Annotated in this window: 14 protein-coding genes; 8 read left to right on the top strand and 6 right to left on the bottom strand. The window is 71.2% G+C overall.

The window, feature by feature from the left end; all coding sequences use genetic code 11:
• The first annotated feature begins 25 nt into the window (after positions 1 to 25).
• Complete coding sequence (locus BN4251_RS15850; protein ID WP_170932004.1) at positions 26 to 2,635, top strand: glycosyl hydrolase; 2,610 nt, start codon at positions 26 to 28, stop codon at positions 2,633 to 2,635.
• Here the strand turns inward: BN4251_RS15850 and BN4251_RS15845 are convergent.
• Positions 2,624 to 3,589: a hypothetical protein gene (locus BN4251_RS15845; protein WP_087485975.1), complete on the bottom strand. Its 966-nt coding sequence runs from the start codon at positions 3,587 to 3,589 to the stop codon at positions 2,624 to 2,626. The genes BN4251_RS15850 and BN4251_RS15845 overlap by 12 nt on opposite strands.
• 238 nt (positions 3,590 to 3,827) lie before the next feature.
• Between BN4251_RS15845 and BN4251_RS15840 the strand changes: the two genes are divergently transcribed.
• Positions 3,828 to 4,814 carry a LacI family DNA-binding transcriptional regulator gene (locus BN4251_RS15840; RefSeq protein WP_245810388.1) on the top strand — a complete coding sequence of 329 codons (987 nt, stop codon included), beginning with the start codon at positions 3,828 to 3,830 and terminating at the stop codon, positions 4,812 to 4,814.
• A gap of 26 nt (positions 4,815 to 4,840) precedes the next feature.
• Here BN4251_RS15840 and BN4251_RS15835 read toward each other — a convergent pair whose 3' ends face one another.
• The 5 genes from BN4251_RS15835 to BN4251_RS15815 all read right to left on the bottom strand — a co-directional run bounded on the left by BN4251_RS15835 (position 4,841) and on the right by BN4251_RS15815 (position 12,080).
• Positions 4,841 to 6,097, bottom strand: coding sequence for an alpha-hydroxy acid oxidase (locus BN4251_RS15835; protein WP_087485973.1), 1,257 nt, complete (start codon positions 6,095 to 6,097; stop codon positions 4,841 to 4,843).
• A 34-nt stretch (positions 6,098 to 6,131) separates the two neighbouring features.
• The gene (locus BN4251_RS15830) at positions 6,132 to 7,658 is read right to left on the bottom strand and encodes a rhamnulokinase (RefSeq protein WP_087485972.1); all 1,527 of its coding nucleotides are present in this window, start codon (positions 7,656 to 7,658) and stop codon (positions 6,132 to 6,134) included.
• Positions 7,655 to 9,706, bottom strand: a complete 2,052-nt coding sequence (locus BN4251_RS15825; protein WP_087485971.1) for a bifunctional aldolase/short-chain dehydrogenase — start codon at positions 9,704 to 9,706, stop codon at positions 7,655 to 7,657. Before BN4251_RS15825 ends, BN4251_RS15830 begins: the two co-directional genes overlap by 4 nt.
• A 2-nt stretch (positions 9,707 to 9,708) precedes the next feature.
• Positions 9,709 to 10,887, bottom strand: a complete 1,179-nt coding sequence (rhaI, locus tag BN4251_RS15820; RefSeq protein WP_087485970.1) for an L-rhamnose isomerase — start codon at positions 10,885 to 10,887, stop codon at positions 9,709 to 9,711.
• Positions 10,888 to 11,081: 194 nt separating this feature from the next.
• Complete coding sequence (locus BN4251_RS15815) at positions 11,082 to 12,080, bottom strand: LacI family DNA-binding transcriptional regulator (RefSeq protein ID WP_087485969.1); 999 nt, start codon at positions 12,078 to 12,080, stop codon at positions 11,082 to 11,084.
• Positions 12,081 to 12,460: 380 nt separating this feature from the next.
• On the opposite strand from BN4251_RS15815, the gene BN4251_RS15810 reads away from it, so the two are divergent.
• From BN4251_RS15810 to BN4251_RS15785, 6 genes are all read left to right on the top strand, one after another.
• Positions 12,461 to 13,117 (top strand): DUF1961 family protein, encoded by a 657-nt coding sequence (locus BN4251_RS15810; protein WP_087485968.1) that lies wholly within the window; start codon positions 12,461 to 12,463, stop codon positions 13,115 to 13,117.
• Complete coding sequence (locus tag BN4251_RS15805) at positions 13,117 to 13,794, top strand: DUF624 domain-containing protein (protein WP_087485967.1); 678 nt, start codon at positions 13,117 to 13,119, stop codon at positions 13,792 to 13,794. The genes BN4251_RS15810 and BN4251_RS15805 overlap by 1 nt, the downstream gene beginning before the upstream one ends.
• Positions 13,795 to 13,879: 85 nt before the next feature.
• The gene (locus BN4251_RS15800) at positions 13,880 to 15,406 is read left to right on the top strand and encodes a type 2 periplasmic-binding domain-containing protein (RefSeq protein WP_087485966.1); all 1,527 of its coding nucleotides are present in this window, start codon (positions 13,880 to 13,882) and stop codon (positions 15,404 to 15,406) included.
• A 92-nt stretch (positions 15,407 to 15,498) separates the two neighbouring features.
• Positions 15,499 to 16,488, top strand: coding sequence for an ABC transporter permease (locus tag BN4251_RS15795; RefSeq protein WP_087486425.1), 990 nt, complete (start codon positions 15,499 to 15,501; stop codon positions 16,486 to 16,488).
• Between the two features lie 9 nt (positions 16,489 to 16,497).
• On the top strand, positions 16,498 to 17,376 hold the full coding sequence (locus BN4251_RS15790) for a carbohydrate ABC transporter permease (RefSeq protein ID WP_087485965.1): 879 nt from the start codon (positions 16,498 to 16,500) through the stop codon (positions 17,374 to 17,376).
• 56 nt (positions 17,377 to 17,432) lie between these two features.
• Complete coding sequence (locus tag BN4251_RS15785; RefSeq protein WP_170932003.1) at positions 17,433 to 19,496, top strand: rhamnogalacturonan lyase; 2,064 nt, start codon at positions 17,433 to 17,435, stop codon at positions 19,494 to 19,496.
• Positions 19,497 to 19,550: the final 54 nt, after the last annotated feature.

The raw sequence follows: 19,550 nt of genomic DNA, 5'->3' as shown, positions 1-19,550 counted from the left end.
CCCTCACCGGAGGAGTCCCGTGCCCGTGCACACTGCTGACCAGGTCCGTCACGCCCTGACCCACCCGGATCCGGCCGCCCGGCCGATGATGCGCTGGTGGTGGTTCGGCCCCGACATGGACCGGGCCGAGATCGACCGCGAGCTGCGCGCCATGGCCGAGGCGGGGCTCGGGGGCGCCGAGGGGGCGCTGGTGTACCCGCTGCGTCCCGGCGCCCCGCACTACCTCTCGCCCGAGGTGCTCGCGCACCTCCGCCATGCCGCCGAGCGCGCCAGCGAGCTGGGTCTCCGGCTGGACGTGACCCTCGGCAGCGGATGGTCCTACGGCGGCGCCCACATCGGCGCCGAGCATGCCGCGCGGCGCCTGCGCTGGGAGCGGCGGGACCTGGGCCCCGCGGCGCTCGAGTGGGAGCTGAACCCCTCCTGGCCGGGGGACGAGCTGGTCTCGGTGCACCTGGGCGAGGGCCTGCCGCCGACGGGCTGGCAGCGCCTGCCCGTCGAGGGGGCGCGCCTGCAGATCCCCGTCGGCCGCGGGCCCCGCACCGTGCTGCTGGCCTGGTCCGAGGTGACCGGACAGCAGGTCAAGCGCTCCGCCGCCGGCGCGGAGGGCCCTGTCGTGGACCATCTCAGCGCCGCCGCGGTGCGCCACCACCTGGACACCGTGGGCGGTGCGATCCTCGAGGCGGTCCCCGCAGAGCTGCTCGGCTCCGTGTTCAGCGACAGCCTCGAGGTGTACGACGCGGGCTGGACACCGGGCCTGCTCGAGCACTTCCGCACCCGCCGGGGTTACGAGCTGCTCGACGTGCTGCACCTGCTCGAGGTCGACGGGCCGGAGAGCGCGCAGGTGCGCGAGGACTACGGCCGTACCCTGTCCGAGCTGGTCGAGCAGGGCTTCGTGGCCACCTGCCGCGCCTGGGCCGAGGAGCACGGGGTGCGCTTCCGCCTGCAGGGCTACGGGCAGCCCCCGATCACGCTCGGCGCCCAGCGCGGCGCGCACCTGATAGAGGGCGAGGGCGCGGGCTGGACGGCCCTGACCCAGTCCCGCTGGGCGTCGTCGGCCGCGCATCTGGACCGCCGCGAGGTGGTCTCGAGCGAGGTGTGGACCTGGGTGCACTCCCCGTCCTTCCGCGCCGCGCCGCTGGATCTGCTGGCCGAGGCGCATGAGCACCTGCTGCTGGGGATCACGCACTTCGTGGGCCACGGCTGGCCCTACTCGGCCCCCGACGCGGAGGGGCTCGGCTGGACCTTCTATGCGGCCGGCGCACTGGATGACCGTAACGCCTGGTGGCCCGCGATGCCGGAGCTCAGCGCGCACCTGACCCGGCTGTGCGCGGCGCTGCGGCTGGGTGCTCCGGGTGCGGACGTCGCCCTCTACCTGCCCTATGCGGACGTGCGCGCCGCCCGCGGCAGCGGCCACGACCTCTGGGCCGCCTGCCGCGCCCACATCGGGGAACGGATCCCCGCCGCGATCCGCCGCGCGGGTTACGACCTCGACCTGCTCGACGACGACGTGCTGACCACCCTGGATCCCGTCGCCCCGGCGGTGGTGATCCTCCCGCGGGTGACCCGTCTGCCCGCCGAGGCGGAGGCCTGGCTGGACCGGGTGCGCGCAGCCGGCGGCACCGTGCTCGCCGTCGACTCCCCAGCGTATCCGGCCGGGATCCCGGTGCCGATGCCGGTCGACGAGTACGACGACGGCGAGCTGATCGACCACGCGACCCTCTCGATGGTCGGCGCCGCGGGCGGCGGGGCCGACGGCGGTGGGGACAGCGACCTCGCCCCGCCGCTGCAGCTGAGCGGGGACGGGGGCCAGGTGGGGACCGTGCGGCGGCGCCTCGTGGGCGGGGAGCTGCACCTGCTCGCGAACACCGGACCGACGCGGCGGACCCTCGAGGTCGCCCCGCGCACGCCGCGCGCCGCGCTGCGGCTGCTCGACCCCGCGGACGGCTCCGAGCGCGCCCTCCCGGCCGAGGGCGGTGAGATCGACCTGCACCCCTACCAGGCGCTGCTGCTCCTGAGCACCGAGGAGGGCTCGGGCCCCGTCGCCCCGGCGGATCCTGCGCGGAGCGCCGACGCGCCGGCGCCGCTGCGTCTCGAGGGTCCCTGGACCCTCACCCGGGAGGGCGAGGAGCCGCGCCCTGTCGCCCTGCCGCATCTGCTGCACGGCGCCGACGCCGCGGATCTGCGCCCGCTGCTGCTGGAGACCGAGGTGCAGCTCGACGAGGACAGCGCCCGCGGCCCGCTCGTGCTCGACCTCGGCGAGGGCTCGGTGCTGCCGGCGGCGGGCGGGGGCAGCGGCTACCGCGCCCTGCTGGACCCGCCCGTGCGGGAGATCGCCGCCGTGCTGGTGGACGGGCAGGAGGTGGGCCTGCTGTGGCGGCCGCCCTACCGCCTCGACCTCACCGGGCGTCTGCGTGCAGGGACCACCCGGCTGGGACTGCGGATCCACGGCGCCACCGCTGCGGCCGCCGCCCGGCCGGAGAACGCCGAGGCCGCGGCTGCGCAGGTCGCCGAGGCGCATGCGGCCTACGGCGAGAGGTTCCAGCAGCAGGAGCTCGACCGGATGCTCGACGGCGTCGCCACCGGCCTGGGCACGGTGCCCGTGCTGCACCGCCCCTCGGGCCGCTCAGAGCGCTGAGGCCGCCTGGGCCCGGCGCCGCGCCCGGGAGGAGACCGCGAACTGCACCGCGGTGTGGGCCAGCAGCACCAGACCGAGCGCGGCACCGCCGCCCATGGCCAGCACGGACATCGTGGTGCCGCCGACCCGGCTGTAGGCCACGCTCGGCAGCATCATCAGCACCCCCGGGAGGAAGAGCGCGGCCGTGGCCGCGAGCGTGACGAGCGCGGAAAGGATCTGCGCGTAGGGCGAGGCGCCGGTGGCGGCGCCGCACAGCCACAGCAGCACCGCGCCGAGTACCGCGGTGAGCATCGCGGAGACCGGGACCCCTTCCGCGCCGAGGGTCGTCATGTACGAGGTCGAGGCGACCACCACGGCGTGCATGGCCAGCAGCGTTCCCGCCAGCATGATCACGGGCACCAGTACCGCCCCGATGGCTGACAGGGCCACCGGCGGACGTGGCCGCCGACGGGCGATCGCCAGGGCCAGTCCCAGCCCGCCCATCACCGGGAACAGCAGCAGCGGCACCCCCTGTGCGGGCATCACGAAGACCGCCTGGAAGAGGAAGTCCGGCAACCACTCGTGCACCAGCACGGGCAGCTGCGGCCAGGCGAGCAGGCCCAGCGGGAACAGGGCCAGTACGCTGACGCTCAGCAGCCCCGCCGAGCTGGCCAGGCCCGTCGCCACCACCGACACCAGCAGCAGCAGGCCGCCCAGAAGGGCCAGGAAGGAGGGCAGACCTATCGAGGAGAACAGGTATTCCAGCAGCTGATCGAGCGGCACGTTCCGCATCAGCACGTGCTGATGCCACGGCATCGCGCCGTACACCACCAGGGTCGTGGCCACCGGCGTCACGACCAGCGCGTACACCACGGTCAGCAGCCGTGCGATCGGACCGGACCCCGCCCGCGCGGGCGTCGTGGCCGTGCTCGGGGGCTGCCCGGGCGAGGGGGTGCTCGGATCGGTGCCCATCATGGCCTCCTGGATGCCCTTGTCGGCATGGACCCCGGACCCACCTCGAGTCTCTGCGCCCCCGCCTGTGCTCGTGAGATGAGCATATGTCGGAAAAGGCGCATTCCGGGTGGTTCCTGCGCGGGAGAGCGCCGAGCGGGGCGCGCTGCGCGATAAAGTCGCTGGATCGAGGTCCCGGAGCTCTGCGGACCATGCTGTGTCGCGAGAGGAGCGGGCTGTGGCCGGGATGCGCGTAGTGGGCATGAAAGATGTCGCGCGGCATGCGGGAGTCTCCGTGGGCACGGTCTCCAACGTCCTGAACCGTCCCGCTATCGTCTCCCCGGACCGTCGCGAGAGGGTCGAGGCCGCGATCGCCGAGCTCGGCTACGTGCGCAACGACGCCGCCCGGCAGCTGAAGCTGGGGCGCTCGAGCACCGTCGGCGCGATCGTGCTGGACTCCGGCAACCCCTTCTACGCCCAGCTCGTCGGCGGCATCGAGGCGGCCGCCGAGGACTCGCAGCTGATGGTGATCGCCGGCAGCACCGGCAACCGCGAGCAGCGCGAGCGCCTCTACCTCTCCCTGTTCGAGGAGCAGCGGGTGCGGGGGATCCTGCTGGCCTCCACCGGCAGCAGCGCCGAGCTGGTCGAGGCGATCCGCGGCCGCGGCACCCCGGTGGTGATGGTCGAGAGCGCCCAGGCCGAGCGCGGATTCTCGGTGAGCGTCGACGACATCGCCGGCGGCGAGATCGCCGTGCAGCATCTCGCCGGGCTCGGGCGCCGACGCATCGGGGTGGTCGCCGCACGGCAGGACCTGCGGCAGGTCGCCGATCGCCTCACGGGCGCCCGACGCGCCGCCGAGGCGGCCGGCATCGAGATCGAGGTGCTCGAGGCGGAGGACCTCACCGTGCTCGCCGGGCGCACCGTCGGCGAGGCGATCGTGGCCCGCAGCGCCGCCGAGCGGCCCGACGCCGTGTTCTGCGTCAACGATCTGCTGGCCGTGGGCGTGCTGCAGGCCTTCGCCTTCCGCCACCAGATCGCGGTGCCCGAGGAGATCGCGCTGGTGGGATACGACGACATCGCCTTCGCCCGCTCCACCGTGGTGCCCCTGACCTCCGTCTCCCAGCCCGCGGACCTGATGGGCCGCACCGCCCTCGCGCTGCTCGAGGAGCAGATCGCCAGCCCCGACGCCCCAGCCCGGCATGTCAGCTTCACGCCCACGCTGGTGGAGCGGGAGTCGACGACCGGCTGAGGGGCCAGCCCGCCTCGATCGCGGCCTCAGTGCGAGAGCTGCTCCGCGCCCGCTCGCCCGCGCGGCACCAGCCGCTGCAGCTGCGTGACATGCTTGGGCTCGAGCTCGTCGAGGGTGTGCGCACCCAGAAGCTTCATCGTGCGCACCACCTGCTCGGAGAGGATCTCGATCGTGCGATCCACGCCCGGCCGGCCACCGGCCATCAGGCCGTAGAGGTAGGCGCGGCCGATCAGGGTGAATCGCGCACCGAGCGCCACGGCGGCGACGATGTCCGCGCCGTGCATGATGCCGGTGTCGATGCCGATCTCGACGTCGGCGCCGACCTCGCGGGCCACCTCGGGCAGCAGGTGGAAGGGCACCGGTGCCCGGTCGAGCTGGCGGCCGCCGTGGTTGGACAGGATGATCCCGTCCACGCCCCGATCAGCGAAGGTCTTCGCGTCCTCGAGGGTCTGGACGCCCTTGACCACGAGCTTGCCCGGCCACAGGCCGCGGATGATCTCGAGGTCCTCGAAGCTGATGGTGGGATCCATCGCCGAGTCCAGCAGCTCGCCCACGGTCCCGCCGGTGGAGGACAGCGAGGCGAACTCGAGGGTGGGCGTGGTGAGGAAGTCGATCCACCACCAGGGGCGCGGGATCGCGTCGAGCACGGTGCGCGCGGTCAGCTGCGGAGGGATCGAGAAGCCGTTGCGGGTATCGCGCAGCCGGGCCCCTGCGACCGGGGTGTCCACCGTGAACTGCAGGGTGTCGAAGCCGGCGCGGGCGGCCCGCTCGACCAGGTCGTAGGAGATCTCGCGCTTGCGCATCACGTACAGCTGGAACCACTTGCGCCCGTGCGGGGCCGCCGCGGCGACGTCCTCGATCGAGGTGGTGCCCAGCGTCGAGAGCGTGAACGGGATCCCGGCGGCCTGGGCGGCGCCTGCCCCGGCGACCTCGCCCTCGGTCTGCATCAGGCGGGTGAATCCCGTCGGCGCGATCGCGAAGGGCTGTGCGCTGCTGCCGCCCAGGATCTCCCGGCTGGTGTCCACCGCGGAGACGTCCCGCAGCACCCCGGGATTGAACTCCACATCGGCGAAGGCCTGCCGCGCCCGAGCCAGCGAGAGCTCGGACTCCGCTGCCCCGTCGGTGTAGTCGAACGCGGCGCGGGGCGTGCGCCGCTTCGCGATCGCCCGCAGATCCTCGATCGTCAGCGCGGCGCTCAGCCGGCGCCGACGGGCGTTGAGGTCCGGGGCCTTGAACTGCATCAGCTCGAACAGTTCACGGGGCTGGGGGAGCTGTCGCTTCATCGGGCTGCTTTCACCTCAATGATCGGGGCGTGCATCAGCGCACGTCGGTCAGGGAAGAACGGGGCGTGAAGCGCTCGAGGTCCACGCTCGCCCGCACCAGCTCGCGCAGCGCCCCGGGAGCGGAGCTCACCGCGCCGAGAGTGCGGGCCTGCAGCGCCACATTACCCAGGGCTGTCGCCTCCATCGGGCCGGCGACCACCTCGATGCCGAGCGCGTCCGCGGTGAGCTGGTTCAGCAGGGCGTTGCGGCTCCCGCCGCCCACCACGTGCAGACGCTCAGGCAGCGGCATCCGCGCCAGACGGCACGCGGCGTGCAGCTCGTCCCGGTAGGTCTCGGCGAGGGATTCGAGGATGCAACGCACCAGCTGCGCCGGAGTGCGGGGACGCTCATCCTCGCCCTCGAGCGGCGTCGCGGCCATCGTCACCCGTTCCGCCATCCGGCCCGGTGCGAGGAACGCGGGATCGGTGGGATCGATCCGGAAGCGGTGCGCGGGCATCACGGCCGCGGCCGCCAGCAGATCGGCGAGATCCACGCTCGCCCCCTCCTCCTCCCACTGACGGATCGACTCGGTGACCAGCCACATCCCCGCCACGTTCTTCAGGAAGCGGGTGGTGGCGTCCACCCCGCCCTCGTTGGTGAACCCGGCCTCGAGCGCGGCCGGGGAGCCGACGGGGGAATCCAGCTCGAGCCCGATCAGCGACCAGGTCCCCGAGGAGATGTACGCGAGGGGATGGGTGTCCTGCGCTGCGGGCACCGCGAGCACCGCAGAGGCGGTGTCGTGGGAGCCGACGGCGATCACCGGCACCTCCCCGATCCCCAGCTCGCCCGCGAGCTGCGGCAGCACCGTGCCCAGACGCTCGCCGGGGGAGAGCAGCGGGGCCAGCAGCGCCGGATCCACCCCGGCGGCCTCCAGCAGCTCCGGCGACCAGTCCTGCGTCTCGAGCGCGAGCATCCCGGTGCTCGAGGCGTTGGTGCGCTCGGTGCGGCGCTGCCCGGTGAGCAGGTAGCCGATCAGGTCCGGGACCATCAGCAGCGTCGACCCCTCGGGCAGCGCGGCGAGCCGCTCCTCGGCCACCAGCTGGTAGAGGGTGTTGAAGGGCTGCTGCGCGATCCCGGTCAGCGCGAACTGACGCTCCCGCGAGACCTGCTCGGCGAAAACGTCCGCGACCCCGTCGGTGCGGCTGTCGCGATAGGCGATCACCCCGCCGAGCAGCTCCCCGCTGCCGGGCACGGCAGCGCCGTCGGCCCCCACCTGATCGGGACCCACCAGGCCGTAGTCCACCGCCCAGGAGTCCACCCCGATCGAGGAGAGCCCGGGCAGGCCGCGCACCAGGGCGAGGCCGTGGGCGTCGGCCAGGCCCTGGCGGATCTCCGCCCACAGCGCCTCGATGTCCCAGCGCAGGTGACCGTCGTGCTCGAGCAGGCGGTTCTCGAAGCGGTGCGCGGGCACCAGCTCTATCCGGCCCTGCTCGATCACGCCGAGCATCACCCGGCCCGAGGTGGCGCCGAGATCGATCGCCGCGACCGCGAGCGGCTCCTGGACCTGCTGCGCGCCGCTCATCGCAGGAACGCCGCGGCGACGCCCGCATCCACCGGGACGTGCAGACCGGTGGTGTGGGAGAGGTCTCCGGCGGTCAGCGCGAACACGGCGTTCGCGACGTTCGCGGGCAGCACCTCGCGCTTGAGCAGAGTGCGCTGGGCGTAGAACTCGCCGAGCTCCTCCTCCTGGACGCCGTAGACCTTCGCGCGGGAGGCGCCCCAGCCGCCGGCGAAGATGCCGGAGCCGCGCACCACCCCGTCGGGGTTGATGCCGTTGACGCGGATCTGGTGCCCGCCCAGCTCCGCCGCGAGCAGCCGAACCTGATGCGCCTGATCCGCCTTCGTCGCCGAGTAGGCGATGTTGTTGGGGCCGGCGAACACCGAGTTCTTCGAGGAGATGTAGATGATGTCCCCGCCCATGGCCTGGTCGATCATCAGCCGCGCCGTCTCCCGCGAGACCAGGAACGAGCCGCGGGCCATCACGTCGTGCTGCAGGTCCCAGTCCTTCGCGGTGGTCTCCAGCAGGGGCTTGGACAGCGAGAGCCCGGCATTGTTGACGACCAGGTCCAGACCGCCGAAGGCGAGAGCCGCCTCGGCGACCATGTCGATCACGGCCTGCTCGTCGGAGACGTCCGCGCGCAGCGCGACAGCCTTGTCCGGCCCGCCCAGCTCCTCCGCGGTGGCGCGGGCATTGTCGAGGTTCAGATCCGCGATCACCACGCACGCGCCCTCGGCGACCAGCCGCTCCGCAGTGGCCTTCCCGATCCCGGAGCCGCCCCCGGTCACCAGTGCCACGCGGGTCGCGAGCGGCTTGGGTTTGGGCCTGCGCTGCAGCTTCGCCTCCTCGAGCGCCCAGTACTCGATGCGGAACTTCTCCGACTCCTCGATCGGGGAGTAGGTGGAGATCGCCTCCGCCCCGCGCATCACCGCGATCGCGTTGACGTAGAACTCCCCGGCCACGCGGGCGGTCTGCTTGTCCGCTCCGAAGCTGAACATGCCCACGCCCGGGACCAGCACGATCGCCGGATCCGCGCCGCGCATCGCGGGCGAGTCCGCATCGGCATGGCGCGCGTAGTAGGCGGAGTAGTCCTCGCGGTAGGCCTCGTGCAGCTCCTTCAGCCGCGCCACCGACTCCTCGATGCTCGCCCCTGCCGGCAGATCCAGCACCATCGGCTTCACCTTGGTCCGCAGGAAGTGGTCCGGGCAGGACGTGCCCTGAGCGGCTAGCTTCGAGAGCTTCTCGGAGGCGAGGAACTCGTGCACCGCCTCCGTGTCCGTGAAGTGCCCGACCATCGGCGTATCCGTCGAGGCCAGGCCCCGGAGCACCGGGAACAGGGCCGACGCCTTCGCGCGCCGCTCCGCCTCCGGCAGCGCGGCGCGCGCAGGATCCTGCGCACCGAAGGGCTCGGGGGTGCCGGTGCGCTCGATGAACTCGGTCGCCTCACGGATGATCCGCAGGGAGTTCTCCTGCGCCTCCTGGGAGGTCTCGCCCCAGGCGGTGATGCCGTGCCCGCCCAGGATGCAGCCGATCGCGCCGGGGTTCTCGCGCTTGATCTCCGCGATGTCCAGGCCCAGCTGGAAGCCGGGCCGGCGCCACGGCACCCACACCACGGCCTCGCCGAAGCACTCACGGGTCAGGCGCTCCCCGTCGGCCGCGGTCGCCAGCGCGATGCCCGCATCGGGATGCAGATGATCCACGTGCTCGGCGTCGACCAGGGCGTGCATCGCGGTGTCGATGCTGGGGGCGGCCCCGCCCTTGCCGTGCAGGCAGTAGTCGAAGGCCGCGACCATCTCGTCCTCGCGCTCGACGCCCGGGTAGATGTCCTGCAGGGCGCGCACCCGATCCAGGCGCAGCACCGCCAGGCCCTTCTCCTCGAGCGTGCCGAGGTCCCCGCCGGAGCCCTTGACCCACAGCAGCTCGGTCTCCTCCCCGGTGACCGGGTCGGTCGCGGAGCCCTTGGCGGAGGTGTTGCCGCCCGCGTAGTTGGTGTTGCGCGGATCGGAGCCCAGCGCGTTCGAGCGCTCCAGCAGGGCGGCGACGGTCTCGTTCACAGCGGTCCTCTCACTCATGCTCAGGCTCCCCATCCCATCTGGTTCCCGCCCACGCGCTCGGCGGCGGTCTTCTGCTCGTAGCCGCTCGCGCGGAACGCGGCGAAGGGATCGGCGGGCAGGCCCCGCTCCTCGCGGAAGGCCGCGAGCGCCGGGCGCACATCGGTCCAGAAGGCGTCCATCAGGATCTCGTTCGCCCGCAGCACGTCGTTGTCCTCCTGCGCGGCGGCGAGGGCCTCTCGGTCCACCAGCAGTGCCTTGGCGAGGGTCTCCTGCACGTTCAGCACCGAGCGGATCTGGCCCTGGATCTTCGACTCGAGGTTGTGGCACTGGTCGAGCATGAAGTTCACGCCGGAGGCCGGGCGGTGTGCGTCCTGCTGCACGATCTCGAACAGGATCCGGAACAGCTGGAACGGATCCGCGGCGCCCACGATCAGGTCATCATCGGCATAGTTGCGGGAGTTGAAGTCGAAGGCGCCCAGACGGTTCTCGCGCAGCAGCTGGGCCACGATGAACTCGATGTTGGTGCCGGGGGCGTGGTGGCCGGTGTCCAGCACCACCTGCGCCTTCTCACCGAGGGCCAGGCAGTGCAGCAGGCTCGTGCCCCAGTCCGGGACATCGGTGTGGTAGAACGCCGGCTCGAAGAACTTGTACTCCAGCACCAGGCGCTCATCGTCCCCGAGGCCCGCGTAGATCTCCTGCAGCGACTCCGCCAGGCGGTCCTGACGGGCGCGGATCGAGTCCTGGCCGGCGTAGTTCGTGCCGTCGGCCAGCCAGATCTTCATCTCCTTGGAGCCGGTGGCGCGCATGACGTCGATGCACTCGAGGTGATGGTCGATCGCCCGACGGCGGATGGTCTTGTCACCGTGGGTGAGGGAGCCGAACTTGTACTCGTCGTCCTGGAAGGTGTTGGAGTTGATCATCCCCAGCGTCATGCCCTGCTCGGCGGCGTACTCGCGCAGCGCCCCGAAGTCCTCGACCCTGTCCCAGGGGTAGTGCAGGGACACGCGCGGGGCGGAGCCGGTGAAGGCGTGGGTCTGCGCGGCGTCGGCGATCTTCTCGAAGGGATCGCGCGGGGTGCCGGGGGTGCCGAACACCTTGAAGCGGGTGCCGGAGTTCCCGTAGCCCCAGCTGGGGACCTCGATCGTGAACTCGGCGAGATCGCGCGCGATCTCGGCGGGGAAGGCGGTGGGAGTGGTCACGGGGGCTCCTTCGGCGGGATGAGGGGCGGGTGTGCGTGCCGACCGCTGCTCAGCGGTGAGCGGCGAGGATGCTCGCTGGACGCGATGCACGACCCACACCGTTTGAAACGACTCAACACAGCGTATCACGCAGCCACAAGGGGGATCGTCGGCAGCGTCAGAGGTGTAGAAGAGACAGGGGCGGCGGGGCGGGGCTACCGCTGCGGTGCCGGCCCGGTCGACTCCCGCCAGACGACCTCCGTGATCGAGGGCTGGTCCATCGCGGGAGCCTCGCCCCGCATCACGCGCAGCAGCTCCTCGAGCAGCTCCACCCCATGGCGGTGGTGGTCGATCCGCACGGTGGTCAGCGAGGGTCGCATCCAGGAGGCGAGCGGCAGATCGTCCCAGCCGGTGACGCTGAGATCCTCGGGCGCCCGCCAGCCGCGTGCGGCCGCCCCCCGGATCGCTCCGGCGGCCAGCAGGTCGTCGTCGGCCAGCACCGCGGTGACCCCGGTGCCCTCCGGAAGCTCCGCGACGGCGCGCAGCGCCCGCTCGGGATCCCAGCCGCAGTCGACCGTGGTCCCCGCCGGCAGGTCGAGCTCGGCGAGAGTGCGCTGGAGAGCCTCGTGGCGCCGACGGGACGAGGGGTGACCGTGATCGCCGCCGAGGTGCAGGAACTCGCGGTGGCCGAGCTCGACCAGGTGCGTGACCACCTCCGCCATCCGGTTCGCCTCCGAGAGCGGGCCCACGCCGCGAAGCTTCCTGTCGTACACCGGCGCCGAGACGATCGGCGTGGTGCCCAGCCGCTGCTGCTCGGCCTTGGGCAGATCGGTGAGCGAGAGCACCGCCTCGTACAGCCCGGAGTCCGCGAGCTGGCCCACACGCTCGGCGAGCCGTTCCCCGGCGGGCAGAGTCACCACCTCCACCCCGAAGCCGGCCGCCTGCGCCGCCTCGTTCGCCCCGCCCAGCAGCTCGAGCGAATGGCACACGTCCCCGGCCGGCAGCACCAGCGCGAGGCGGCCGGTCGAGCGGTTGCGCATCGCTCGCGCCACGAGGTTGGGGCGGTAGTCCAGCTGGGCGACGGCCTGATCGATGTGTGCCGCGAGCATCGGCGAGACCGTCGGGTCGCGGCGCAGGTGCCGCGAGACGGTCTGATGCGAGACGCCCGCAAGGCGTGCGACATCACGGATCGTCGGACGACGGACAGCTGTCATGCGGGCTCCTCGGGCGTCGACGGTGACGGCGCTCAGGTCACGATCTCACAACGGGTGACCGTTCATCCGCAGGCAGGACTCCCTGTCTCGAGTGACAGCATCCCGGGCACCGTGACGGGGCGACACGCGGCCGATGCGAGCGCAGCGGTGCTGGTCGAGACAGGGTGGTCGCAGGGCCGACGCAGCATGCCACCCGCGCACGCCGAGCAGAAGTGAACGGTCACTCGCTCCACCCCTCGCTCTCCGTTCGAACCTCACCGAAACCCGAGGGGGGAAAGCGGTTGACAACCCGAGATGGAACGATTCAAGATGGCGCCGATCACATCGCGAGGGCTCGTCGAGGAGCCCGCACGGCGACCCGGGAGGAGGCGAGCACGGCGATGACGACCCTGTATTCCTCACCGCTGTCCGGCCCCGAGCAGCTAGAGGACTGGATCATCGAGGGCCCGATGACGGCGTCGTTCCCCGCCGGCCGGCTCCGCCTCGAGAGCGCCGCGGAGCCCGCGGAGGGCCAGGCGGCGAACTTCGTGGCCTGGTTGCCGGTCCATCACGAGGGCGACGTGCGCATCACCTGGGGCTTCCGTCCCCTGCGCGAACCGGGACTCGCGATGGTCTTCTGGGCCGCGCAGGCGCGCGGCGGAGGCTCCCTCCACAACCCTGCGCTGCCGCCCCGCACCGGGGAGTACGAGCAGTACCACTCCGGTGCGATCGACGCCTACCACCTCTCCTACTTCCGCCGCATGTGGCCCAGCGAGCGCAGCCTGCACACCTGCAACGTGCGCAAGAGCCACGGCTTCCACCTCGTGGCGCAGGGCGCGGACCCCCTGCCCGCCGTGCTCGATGTGGACCGCGACTACCACCTCGCCCTCACCTGGCGCGGCACCACCGTCGAGTTCACGATCGACGGCATCTCGTGCCTGAGCTGGAACGATGACGGCACCGTGGGCGGTCCCGCCCGCCGCGGCGGCGCGATCGGACTGCGCCAGATGGCGCCGCTGATCGCCGAGTACTCCGACCTGCGGATCGAGGCGCTCTGATGGGCCGGGCGGCGCACGCGCTCAGCGGCGGCATGGACCTCGTCCTGCGCGCCCTCGTGCTCCAGGGCATCTGGCTGGCGGGCACGCTCGCCGGCGGCATCGTGCTCGGCTGGGCACCGGCCACCATGGCCGCGACCGACGCGGCAGCCCGCGCCGAACGCGGCGAGCCGATCCGCTGGGCCCACGCCGCACAGGTCTGGAAGAGCAGCTTCTGGCGCAGCCAGATCACCCTCGGCCTTCCCGGACTGTTCGTAGCGCTGGTCGCCGCGACGCTCCTCAGCGGCGCCCTGCCGCTCGCGCTCCAGGCGGTGCTGGGCCTGGCCGCGGTGCTGCTGCTGATCACGCTCGCCCACATCCCCGAGCTGGACCGCCGCTACCACCTGCCCGCCACACGGGTGTTCGGTCGGGCACTGCTGCTCGCCCTCGCCCAGGCCCCCACCTCCCTCGTGCTCCTGGCCGCGCTGGTCCTGTGGGGAGCGATCGCGCTCTCCCTGCCCGGGCTGCTGCCCTTCCTCGGAGCCGCGGTGCCGCTGCTGCTCAGCCACCACCTCGTCGGCCGCTCCCTGGACCGCAACGAGGACCTCCTCTCCCGCCCGGCGGAGCCGCCGGCGGGTCCCCCGGCCCGAGCGACCAGCGGCGCCGTCGCCGCCCGCCCGAGCCTGCCCACGTCCGCGTGACCCCGATGCCGTGCCCGTGACCCCTCACGGCACGGTCCCCACCGCGAGAGCGCACCGTGCGCCCTCGCCCACGAAAGGAACAAGGATGTTCTCTCGCCGAACCCTCCTGGGCGGTGCCGCCGCCGGTGCCGCCACCCTCGGACTCGCCGCCTGCGGCGGAGGCGGAGGATCTGCCGACGCCGACGCCGAGATCACCACGTTGAAGATCATGGCGCCGCTGCTCTCCGACACCGCCCCGGACCCCGAGGGCCAGCTGCAGACGGCCATCGAGGAGTTCATCGGCATGCCCCTGGAGATCACCTGGGTGCCGAACTCGAGCTACTCCGACCGCGTCACCGTGACCATGGCCAGCGACAACATCCCCCACGTCATGGTCCACACCGGCAAGAGCGCCGAGCTCGCCCAGACCGCCGAGGCCGGCGGCTACTGGGACCTCACCGACATCCTGCCCGAGTACCCGAACCTCACCCCCGAGAACGAGGACGTCGCCCACGGCGCGAGCATCAACGGCCGCACCTACGGCATCTTCCGCCTGCGCGACGCGATGCGCGCGTCGGTGATCCTGCGCAAGGACTGGCTGGACAACCTGGGCCTGGCAGAGCCCGAGACCACCGATGACCTCCGGGAGATCGCCCGCGCCTTCACCGACGACGACCCCGCTGGCGACGGCTCGGCCACCACCGGCCTGATCATCCCCGCCTGGAGCGGCTACGGGAACAACGGCCCCTACGACCTGTGGGAGACCTGGCACGGCACCGCCAACGTGTGGAAGGAGGAGGGCGGCTCCCTCAGCCCCGCCTTCCTCGCCCCCGAGTTCATCGAGGCCAACCGCACCATGCGCGAGATGGTCGAGGCGGGCCAGGTCAACGCCGATTTCGCGACCATGGACAGCGGCACCTGGAACGAGCCCTTCTTCAACGGCCAGGGCGGCATCATCGCGGACGTCTCCTCACGCGGGCTGCAGCTGATGGGCCTGTTCAAGGACGCCGACCCCGAGGGCTACGGGGACAAGGTCACCATGGTCGGCAACCTCAAGAACCCCGACGGCACCCTGTGGGCCCTGCCCACCCCGGGCTACTCCGGCTACCTCACGATCCCCAAGGCCGCGGTGCCGGGCGATGCCCAGCTCGCCACCGTCCTCACCGCCCTGGACAAGCTCTCCTCCGAGGAGGGTCAGCGCCTGCTCAACAACGGCATCGAGGGCGTGAACTACGAGGTCGACGGCGACCAGGCGGTCGCGATCGAGAGCGAGGAGGCCTCCCTGATCCAGAGCGACGTCTCCGCCTTCGCGCAGATCGGCACCCAGTCCAACGGCTACCTGGGCCTGCCCGCCAAGCCCGAGGGCGAGGCCGAGGCGGCGCTGGATCAGAAGCGCCTGGACTACCACGAGGCCGATCTCGAGCACGCCGTGTTCAACCCGGGCTCTGCCTACATGTCGCAGTCCTACCTGCAGAACGGCGCGATCCTCGACCAGATCGTGGTCGATGCGCGGCTGAAGTTCCTCGCCGGGCAGCTCGACGAGGCGGGCCTCGAGGCCGAGCTCGAGCGCTGGACCAGCAGCGGCGGCCAGCAGGTGGTCGACGAGATGAACGAGCTCTACCAGCAGGGCTGACCAGGCCGCCGACCAGCGGGGACGGCTGCGCGATGCCGCGCGCAGCGCAGCCGTCCCCGCCCCATCACCACGAGGACTGATCGACCATGGTCATGACCAACAGCCCGGCGGCCGCCTCCCCGGTGCCGCTTCAGACGGGGCAGGAGCCCGCCCCGGGCGCGAGCTCCACCCGTCGCAAGCGCAGCCTGCTCAAGCGGCTGCGCCGCTCCCCGATGCTCTACCTGATGCTGCTGCCGGGCGTCGTCTACTTCGCGGTGTTCAAGTACGCCCCGATGTACGGCATCACCATCGCCTTCCAGGACTACCTGCCGTTCCTGGGCATGCAGGGCAGCCCCTGGGTGGGCCTGGACCACTTCGAGCGGCTGTTCAGCGGCCCGGACTTCGGCCGCCTGCTGAGCAACACGCTGATCCTGGCGTTCCTGAACGTGGTGATCGCCTTCCCGGCGCCGATCATCGTGGCGCTGATGCTCAACGAGCTGCGCAAGCAGATGCTCAAGAAGTTCATCCAGACCGCGATCTACATCCCCCACTTCCTGTCCTGGGCGATCGTCTCGGGCCTGACCTACCTGCTGTTCGCGCTCGACATCGGCCCGATCACGGTGCTGTTCAACGAGCTCTTCGGCGGGCGGGTCAACTTCCTCGCCGATCCGGATTGGTTCCGGCCGCTGATCATGGCGCAGACCCTGTGGAAGGGCACCGGCTGGGGCACGATCATCTACCTCGCTGCGCTCGCCGGCGTGGACAAGCAGCTCTATGAAGCCGCGATGATCGACGGCGCCGGACGGTTCCAGCAGCTGCGCCACGTCACCATCCCCGCGATCATCCCGACCGTGATCATCATGCTGATCCTCAACATCGGCAACTTCCTGGACACCGGGTTCGAGCAGATCTACATGCTCACCAACTCGCTGAACCGTGATGTCGCGGACGTGTTCGACACCTACGTCTACTTCATGGGCATCACCAACGGCGCCTACAGCTATTCGACGGCGATCGGGCTGTTCAAATCCATCGTCGGCCTGATCCTGATCCTCGGCGCGAACTGGCTCGCGAAGAAGTTCACCGAGTCCTCACTGTTCTAGGAGTCCCCGATGTCCATCAAGCACGACACCCGCGGGGACAAGCTCTTCGACGGTGTGAACATCGCCCTGCTGCTCGGCTTCGCGGCGCTGACGATCCTGCCGTTCGTCTATGTGGTCGCCGCCTCCTTCGCGACCGAGTCCGAGATCGCCTCGCGCCCGTTCTTCCTGTGGCCGAACACGCCCACCCTGGAGACCTACCGCTACATCTTCTCGACCGACACCTTCATCCGGTCCCTGCTGGTGACCATCGGCGTGACCGGCGTGGGCACCCTGGTGCAGATCACGCTGACCATGCTGATGGCCTATCCGCTCTCGGACCCGAACCTGGTGGGGCGCGGGCTGATCATGCGCCTGGTGCTGTTCGCGATGCTGTTCTCCGGCGGCATGATCCCGTTGTTCCTGGTGGTCAAGGAGCTGGGACTACTGGACTCCTATTGGGCGCTGATCCTGCCGCTGGCGATCAACCCCTTCAACCTGATCGTGATCCGCACTTTCTTCCAGCAGCTCCCGCACGAGCTGCGCGAGGCCGCGGAGATCGACGGCGCCAACGAGTTCACGACCTTCTGGCGGATCATGCTGCCGCTGTCCAAGCCTGTGATCGCCACGTTCTCGCTGTTCTATGCGGTGGCGATCTGGAACGACTTCATGTCGCCGCTGCTGTACATCTCCGACAGCTCGAAGTGGACGCTGCAGATGTTCGTGCGCCAGGTGACGATCTCCTCTGATCCCTCCACCACGCTCGGCAACCTCGACCCGAATTACGTGCCGCCTAAGGAAGGGCTGAAGTTCGCGGTGATCGTCATCGCGACCCTGCCGATCATGCTCGTCTACCCGTTCCTCCAGAAGCACTTCGCCAAGGGGGTGATGATCGGCTCCGTGAAGGGCTGACCCCAACGATCCGACCCGCAGTACGTCGCAGTTCCCCTCCCTGAAACGGAGCAGACATGCCGTCGAACAACCCTGCACGCCACCGATCCGACCGTCGCGCACGACTGTGGCGTCGGCCCGCCGCACTGCTGCTGGCGCTGCCGCTCGCACTCACCGGCGCCGGCCTCGCCTCCGGCGGCGCCGCAGCACCCGCCGAGGCCGCTCCACCGAGCCGCACCCTGCAGCGCGACGCGGAGCGGCTGGACCGCGGCGCCGTCGCCGTCCCCACGGACGAGGGCGTACTGGTGTCCTGGCGTCTGCTCGGGAACGAGTCGATCGATTCCCGGTTCGTCGTCTTCCGTGACGGTGAGCGGATCACGCCTGAGCCGATCACCGACTCGACGAACCTGCTGGACCCCGAGGGGGTCACCGGATCGACCTACCGGATCGCGCTCGAGGGCGGCAGTGCGAGCGGGAAGCCGGTCCCCGGCGGATCCCGCGGGAAGAACTTGATGTGGGTGAGCGAGCCGTTCACCCCCTGGGCGCAGAGCCATCTCGACGTGCCGCTGGACAAGCCCGCGGACTTCATCGCCGTCGACGGCACCGAGCACAGCTACCGCGCCAACGACACCCTCACGGCGGATGTCGACGGCGACGGAGAGCTCGAGCTGGTCGTCAAGTGGGACCCGAGCAACTCGCAGGACAACTCCCGCCCAGGCGCCACCGGGAACGTGTACCTCGACGCCTACGAGCTCGACGGGCAGCAGCTGTGGCGCATCGACCTGGGGGTGAACATCCGCGCCGGAGCTCACTACTCCCAGCCCCAGCTGTACGACTTCGACTCCGACGGCCGGGCCGAGCTCCTGGTCAAGACGGCGGACGGCACGGTCGACGGGGTCGGCGCCGTGATCGGCGACGCCGACGCGGACCACCGCAATGACGAGGGATACGTCCTGGACGGTCCCGAGTACCTCACCGTCTTCGACGGTGAGAGCGGCGAGGCGCTGGACACCATCGACTACCGCCCGCCGCGCGGCACCGTCGAGGACTGGGGCGACGGCTACGGCAACCGCGTGGACCGCTTCCTCTCGGCGACCGCATACCTGGACGGCGAGCACCCCTCGGCCGTGTTCGCCCGCGGCTACTACACCCGCGCGGTGCTGTGGGCCGTGGACTTCGACGGCGAGCGCCTCAGCGAACGCTGGCTCTTCGACTCCGACGATCCCGGCAACGAGGGATACGCCGGGCAGGGCAACCACAACCTGGTGGTCGCCGACGTCGACGGCGACCAGCGGGACGAGATCGTCTACGGCTCCGCGACCATCGACCACGACGGCACCGGCCTCTACAGCACCGGACTCGGCCACGGGGACGCGATGCACGTCAGCGACTTCGATCCTTCGCGCCCGGGCCTCGAGGTCTTCGCCGTCCACGAGGACATGAACGCCAGCGGGAACCGGGGCTCGACGTTCCGCGACGCGGCCACCGGCGAGGTGCTGTGGTCCGTGCACGCGCAGCGGGACACCGGCCGCGGCGCCATGGCGGACATCGATCCGCGGTTCCCCGGCGCCGAGGGATGGAACGTCGGCTACGACGCCGAATGGAACTCCCCGGTGGGCTCCCTGCGCTCCGCCCAGGGCGAGCTGATCTCCACCGAGATCCCCGCGGCGAACTTCACGGCGCTGTGGGACGGCGACCTGCTGAGCGAGATCGTCGATCACGAGTTCGACGACGGTCCGCGCACCGGGGTCCCCACCATCTCCAAGTGGGACCACGAGAATGCGCAGCAGGTCGAGATCTTCCGGGCCGAGGGGACGCTGAGCAACAACGACACCAAGGGCAACCCCGCCCTGCAGGCCGATCTGCTGGGTGACTGGCGCGAGGAGCTCGTGTTCCGCACCGAGGACTCCACAGCTCTGCGGATCTACACCACCACCGAAGCGACCGAGCATCGGCTGCGCACGCTGATGTCCGACCCGCAGTACCGCCTGGCGATCGCTTGGCAGCACGTGGCCTACAACCAGCCGCCGCACACCTCCTACTTCCTCGGAGAGGGGATGGAGACCCCCGCGGCGCCTGCGCTGCGGTACACCACCCCCGCGCCGAGGAATGAGCCCGTGCGCGGGCACGAGCGCGGCTGACCTGCATGCCGGCCGGGCGCACCCCAGCGCCCGGCCGGCGTCGCAGTCCCCGAC

This window comes from Brachybacterium massiliense (assembly GCF_900184245.1).
GTDB lineage: Bacteria > Actinomycetota > Actinomycetes > Actinomycetales > Dermabacteraceae > Brachybacterium > Brachybacterium massiliense.
The sequence above is the reverse complement of the archived record's forward strand: the minus strand, read 5'-3'. Positions and strand labels throughout refer to the sequence as shown.

Excerpts from the sequence above, each read along its gene's own strand:
- BN4251_RS15830 (WP_087485972.1), bottom strand. The coding sequence starts at position 7,658 with ATGAGCGGCGCGCAGCAGGTCCAGGAGCCGCTCGCGGTCGCGGCGATC.
- BN4251_RS15805 (WP_087485967.1), top strand. The coding sequence starts at position 13,117 with ATGGGCCGGGCGGCGCACGCGCTCAGCGGCGGCATGGACCTCGTCCTG.
- BN4251_RS15800 (WP_087485966.1), top strand. The coding sequence starts at position 13,880 with ATGTTCTCTCGCCGAACCCTCCTGGGCGGTGCCGCCGCCGGTGCCGCC.
- BN4251_RS15790 (WP_087485965.1), top strand. The coding sequence starts at position 16,498 with ATGTCCATCAAGCACGACACCCGCGGGGACAAGCTCTTCGACGGTGTG.
- BN4251_RS15840 (WP_245810388.1), top strand. The coding sequence starts at position 3,828 with ATGAAAGATGTCGCGCGGCATGCGGGAGTCTCCGTGGGCACGGTCTCC.
- BN4251_RS15845 (WP_087485975.1), bottom strand. The coding sequence starts at position 3,589 with ATGATGGGCACCGATCCGAGCACCCCCTCGCCCGGGCAGCCCCCGAGC.
- BN4251_RS15835 (WP_087485973.1), bottom strand. The coding sequence starts at position 6,097 with ATGAAGCGACAGCTCCCCCAGCCCCGTGAACTGTTCGAGCTGATGCAG.
- BN4251_RS15785 (WP_170932003.1), top strand. The coding sequence starts at position 17,433 with ATGCCGTCGAACAACCCTGCACGCCACCGATCCGACCGTCGCGCACGA.
- BN4251_RS15795 (WP_087486425.1), top strand. The coding sequence starts at position 15,499 with ATGACCAACAGCCCGGCGGCCGCCTCCCCGGTGCCGCTTCAGACGGGG.
- BN4251_RS15825 (WP_087485971.1), bottom strand. The coding sequence starts at position 9,706 with ATGAGTGAGAGGACCGCTGTGAACGAGACCGTCGCCGCCCTGCTGGAG.
- BN4251_RS15810 (WP_087485968.1), top strand. The coding sequence starts at position 12,461 with ATGACGACCCTGTATTCCTCACCGCTGTCCGGCCCCGAGCAGCTAGAG.
- BN4251_RS15815 (WP_087485969.1), bottom strand. The coding sequence starts at position 12,080 with ATGACAGCTGTCCGTCGTCCGACGATCCGTGATGTCGCACGCCTTGCG.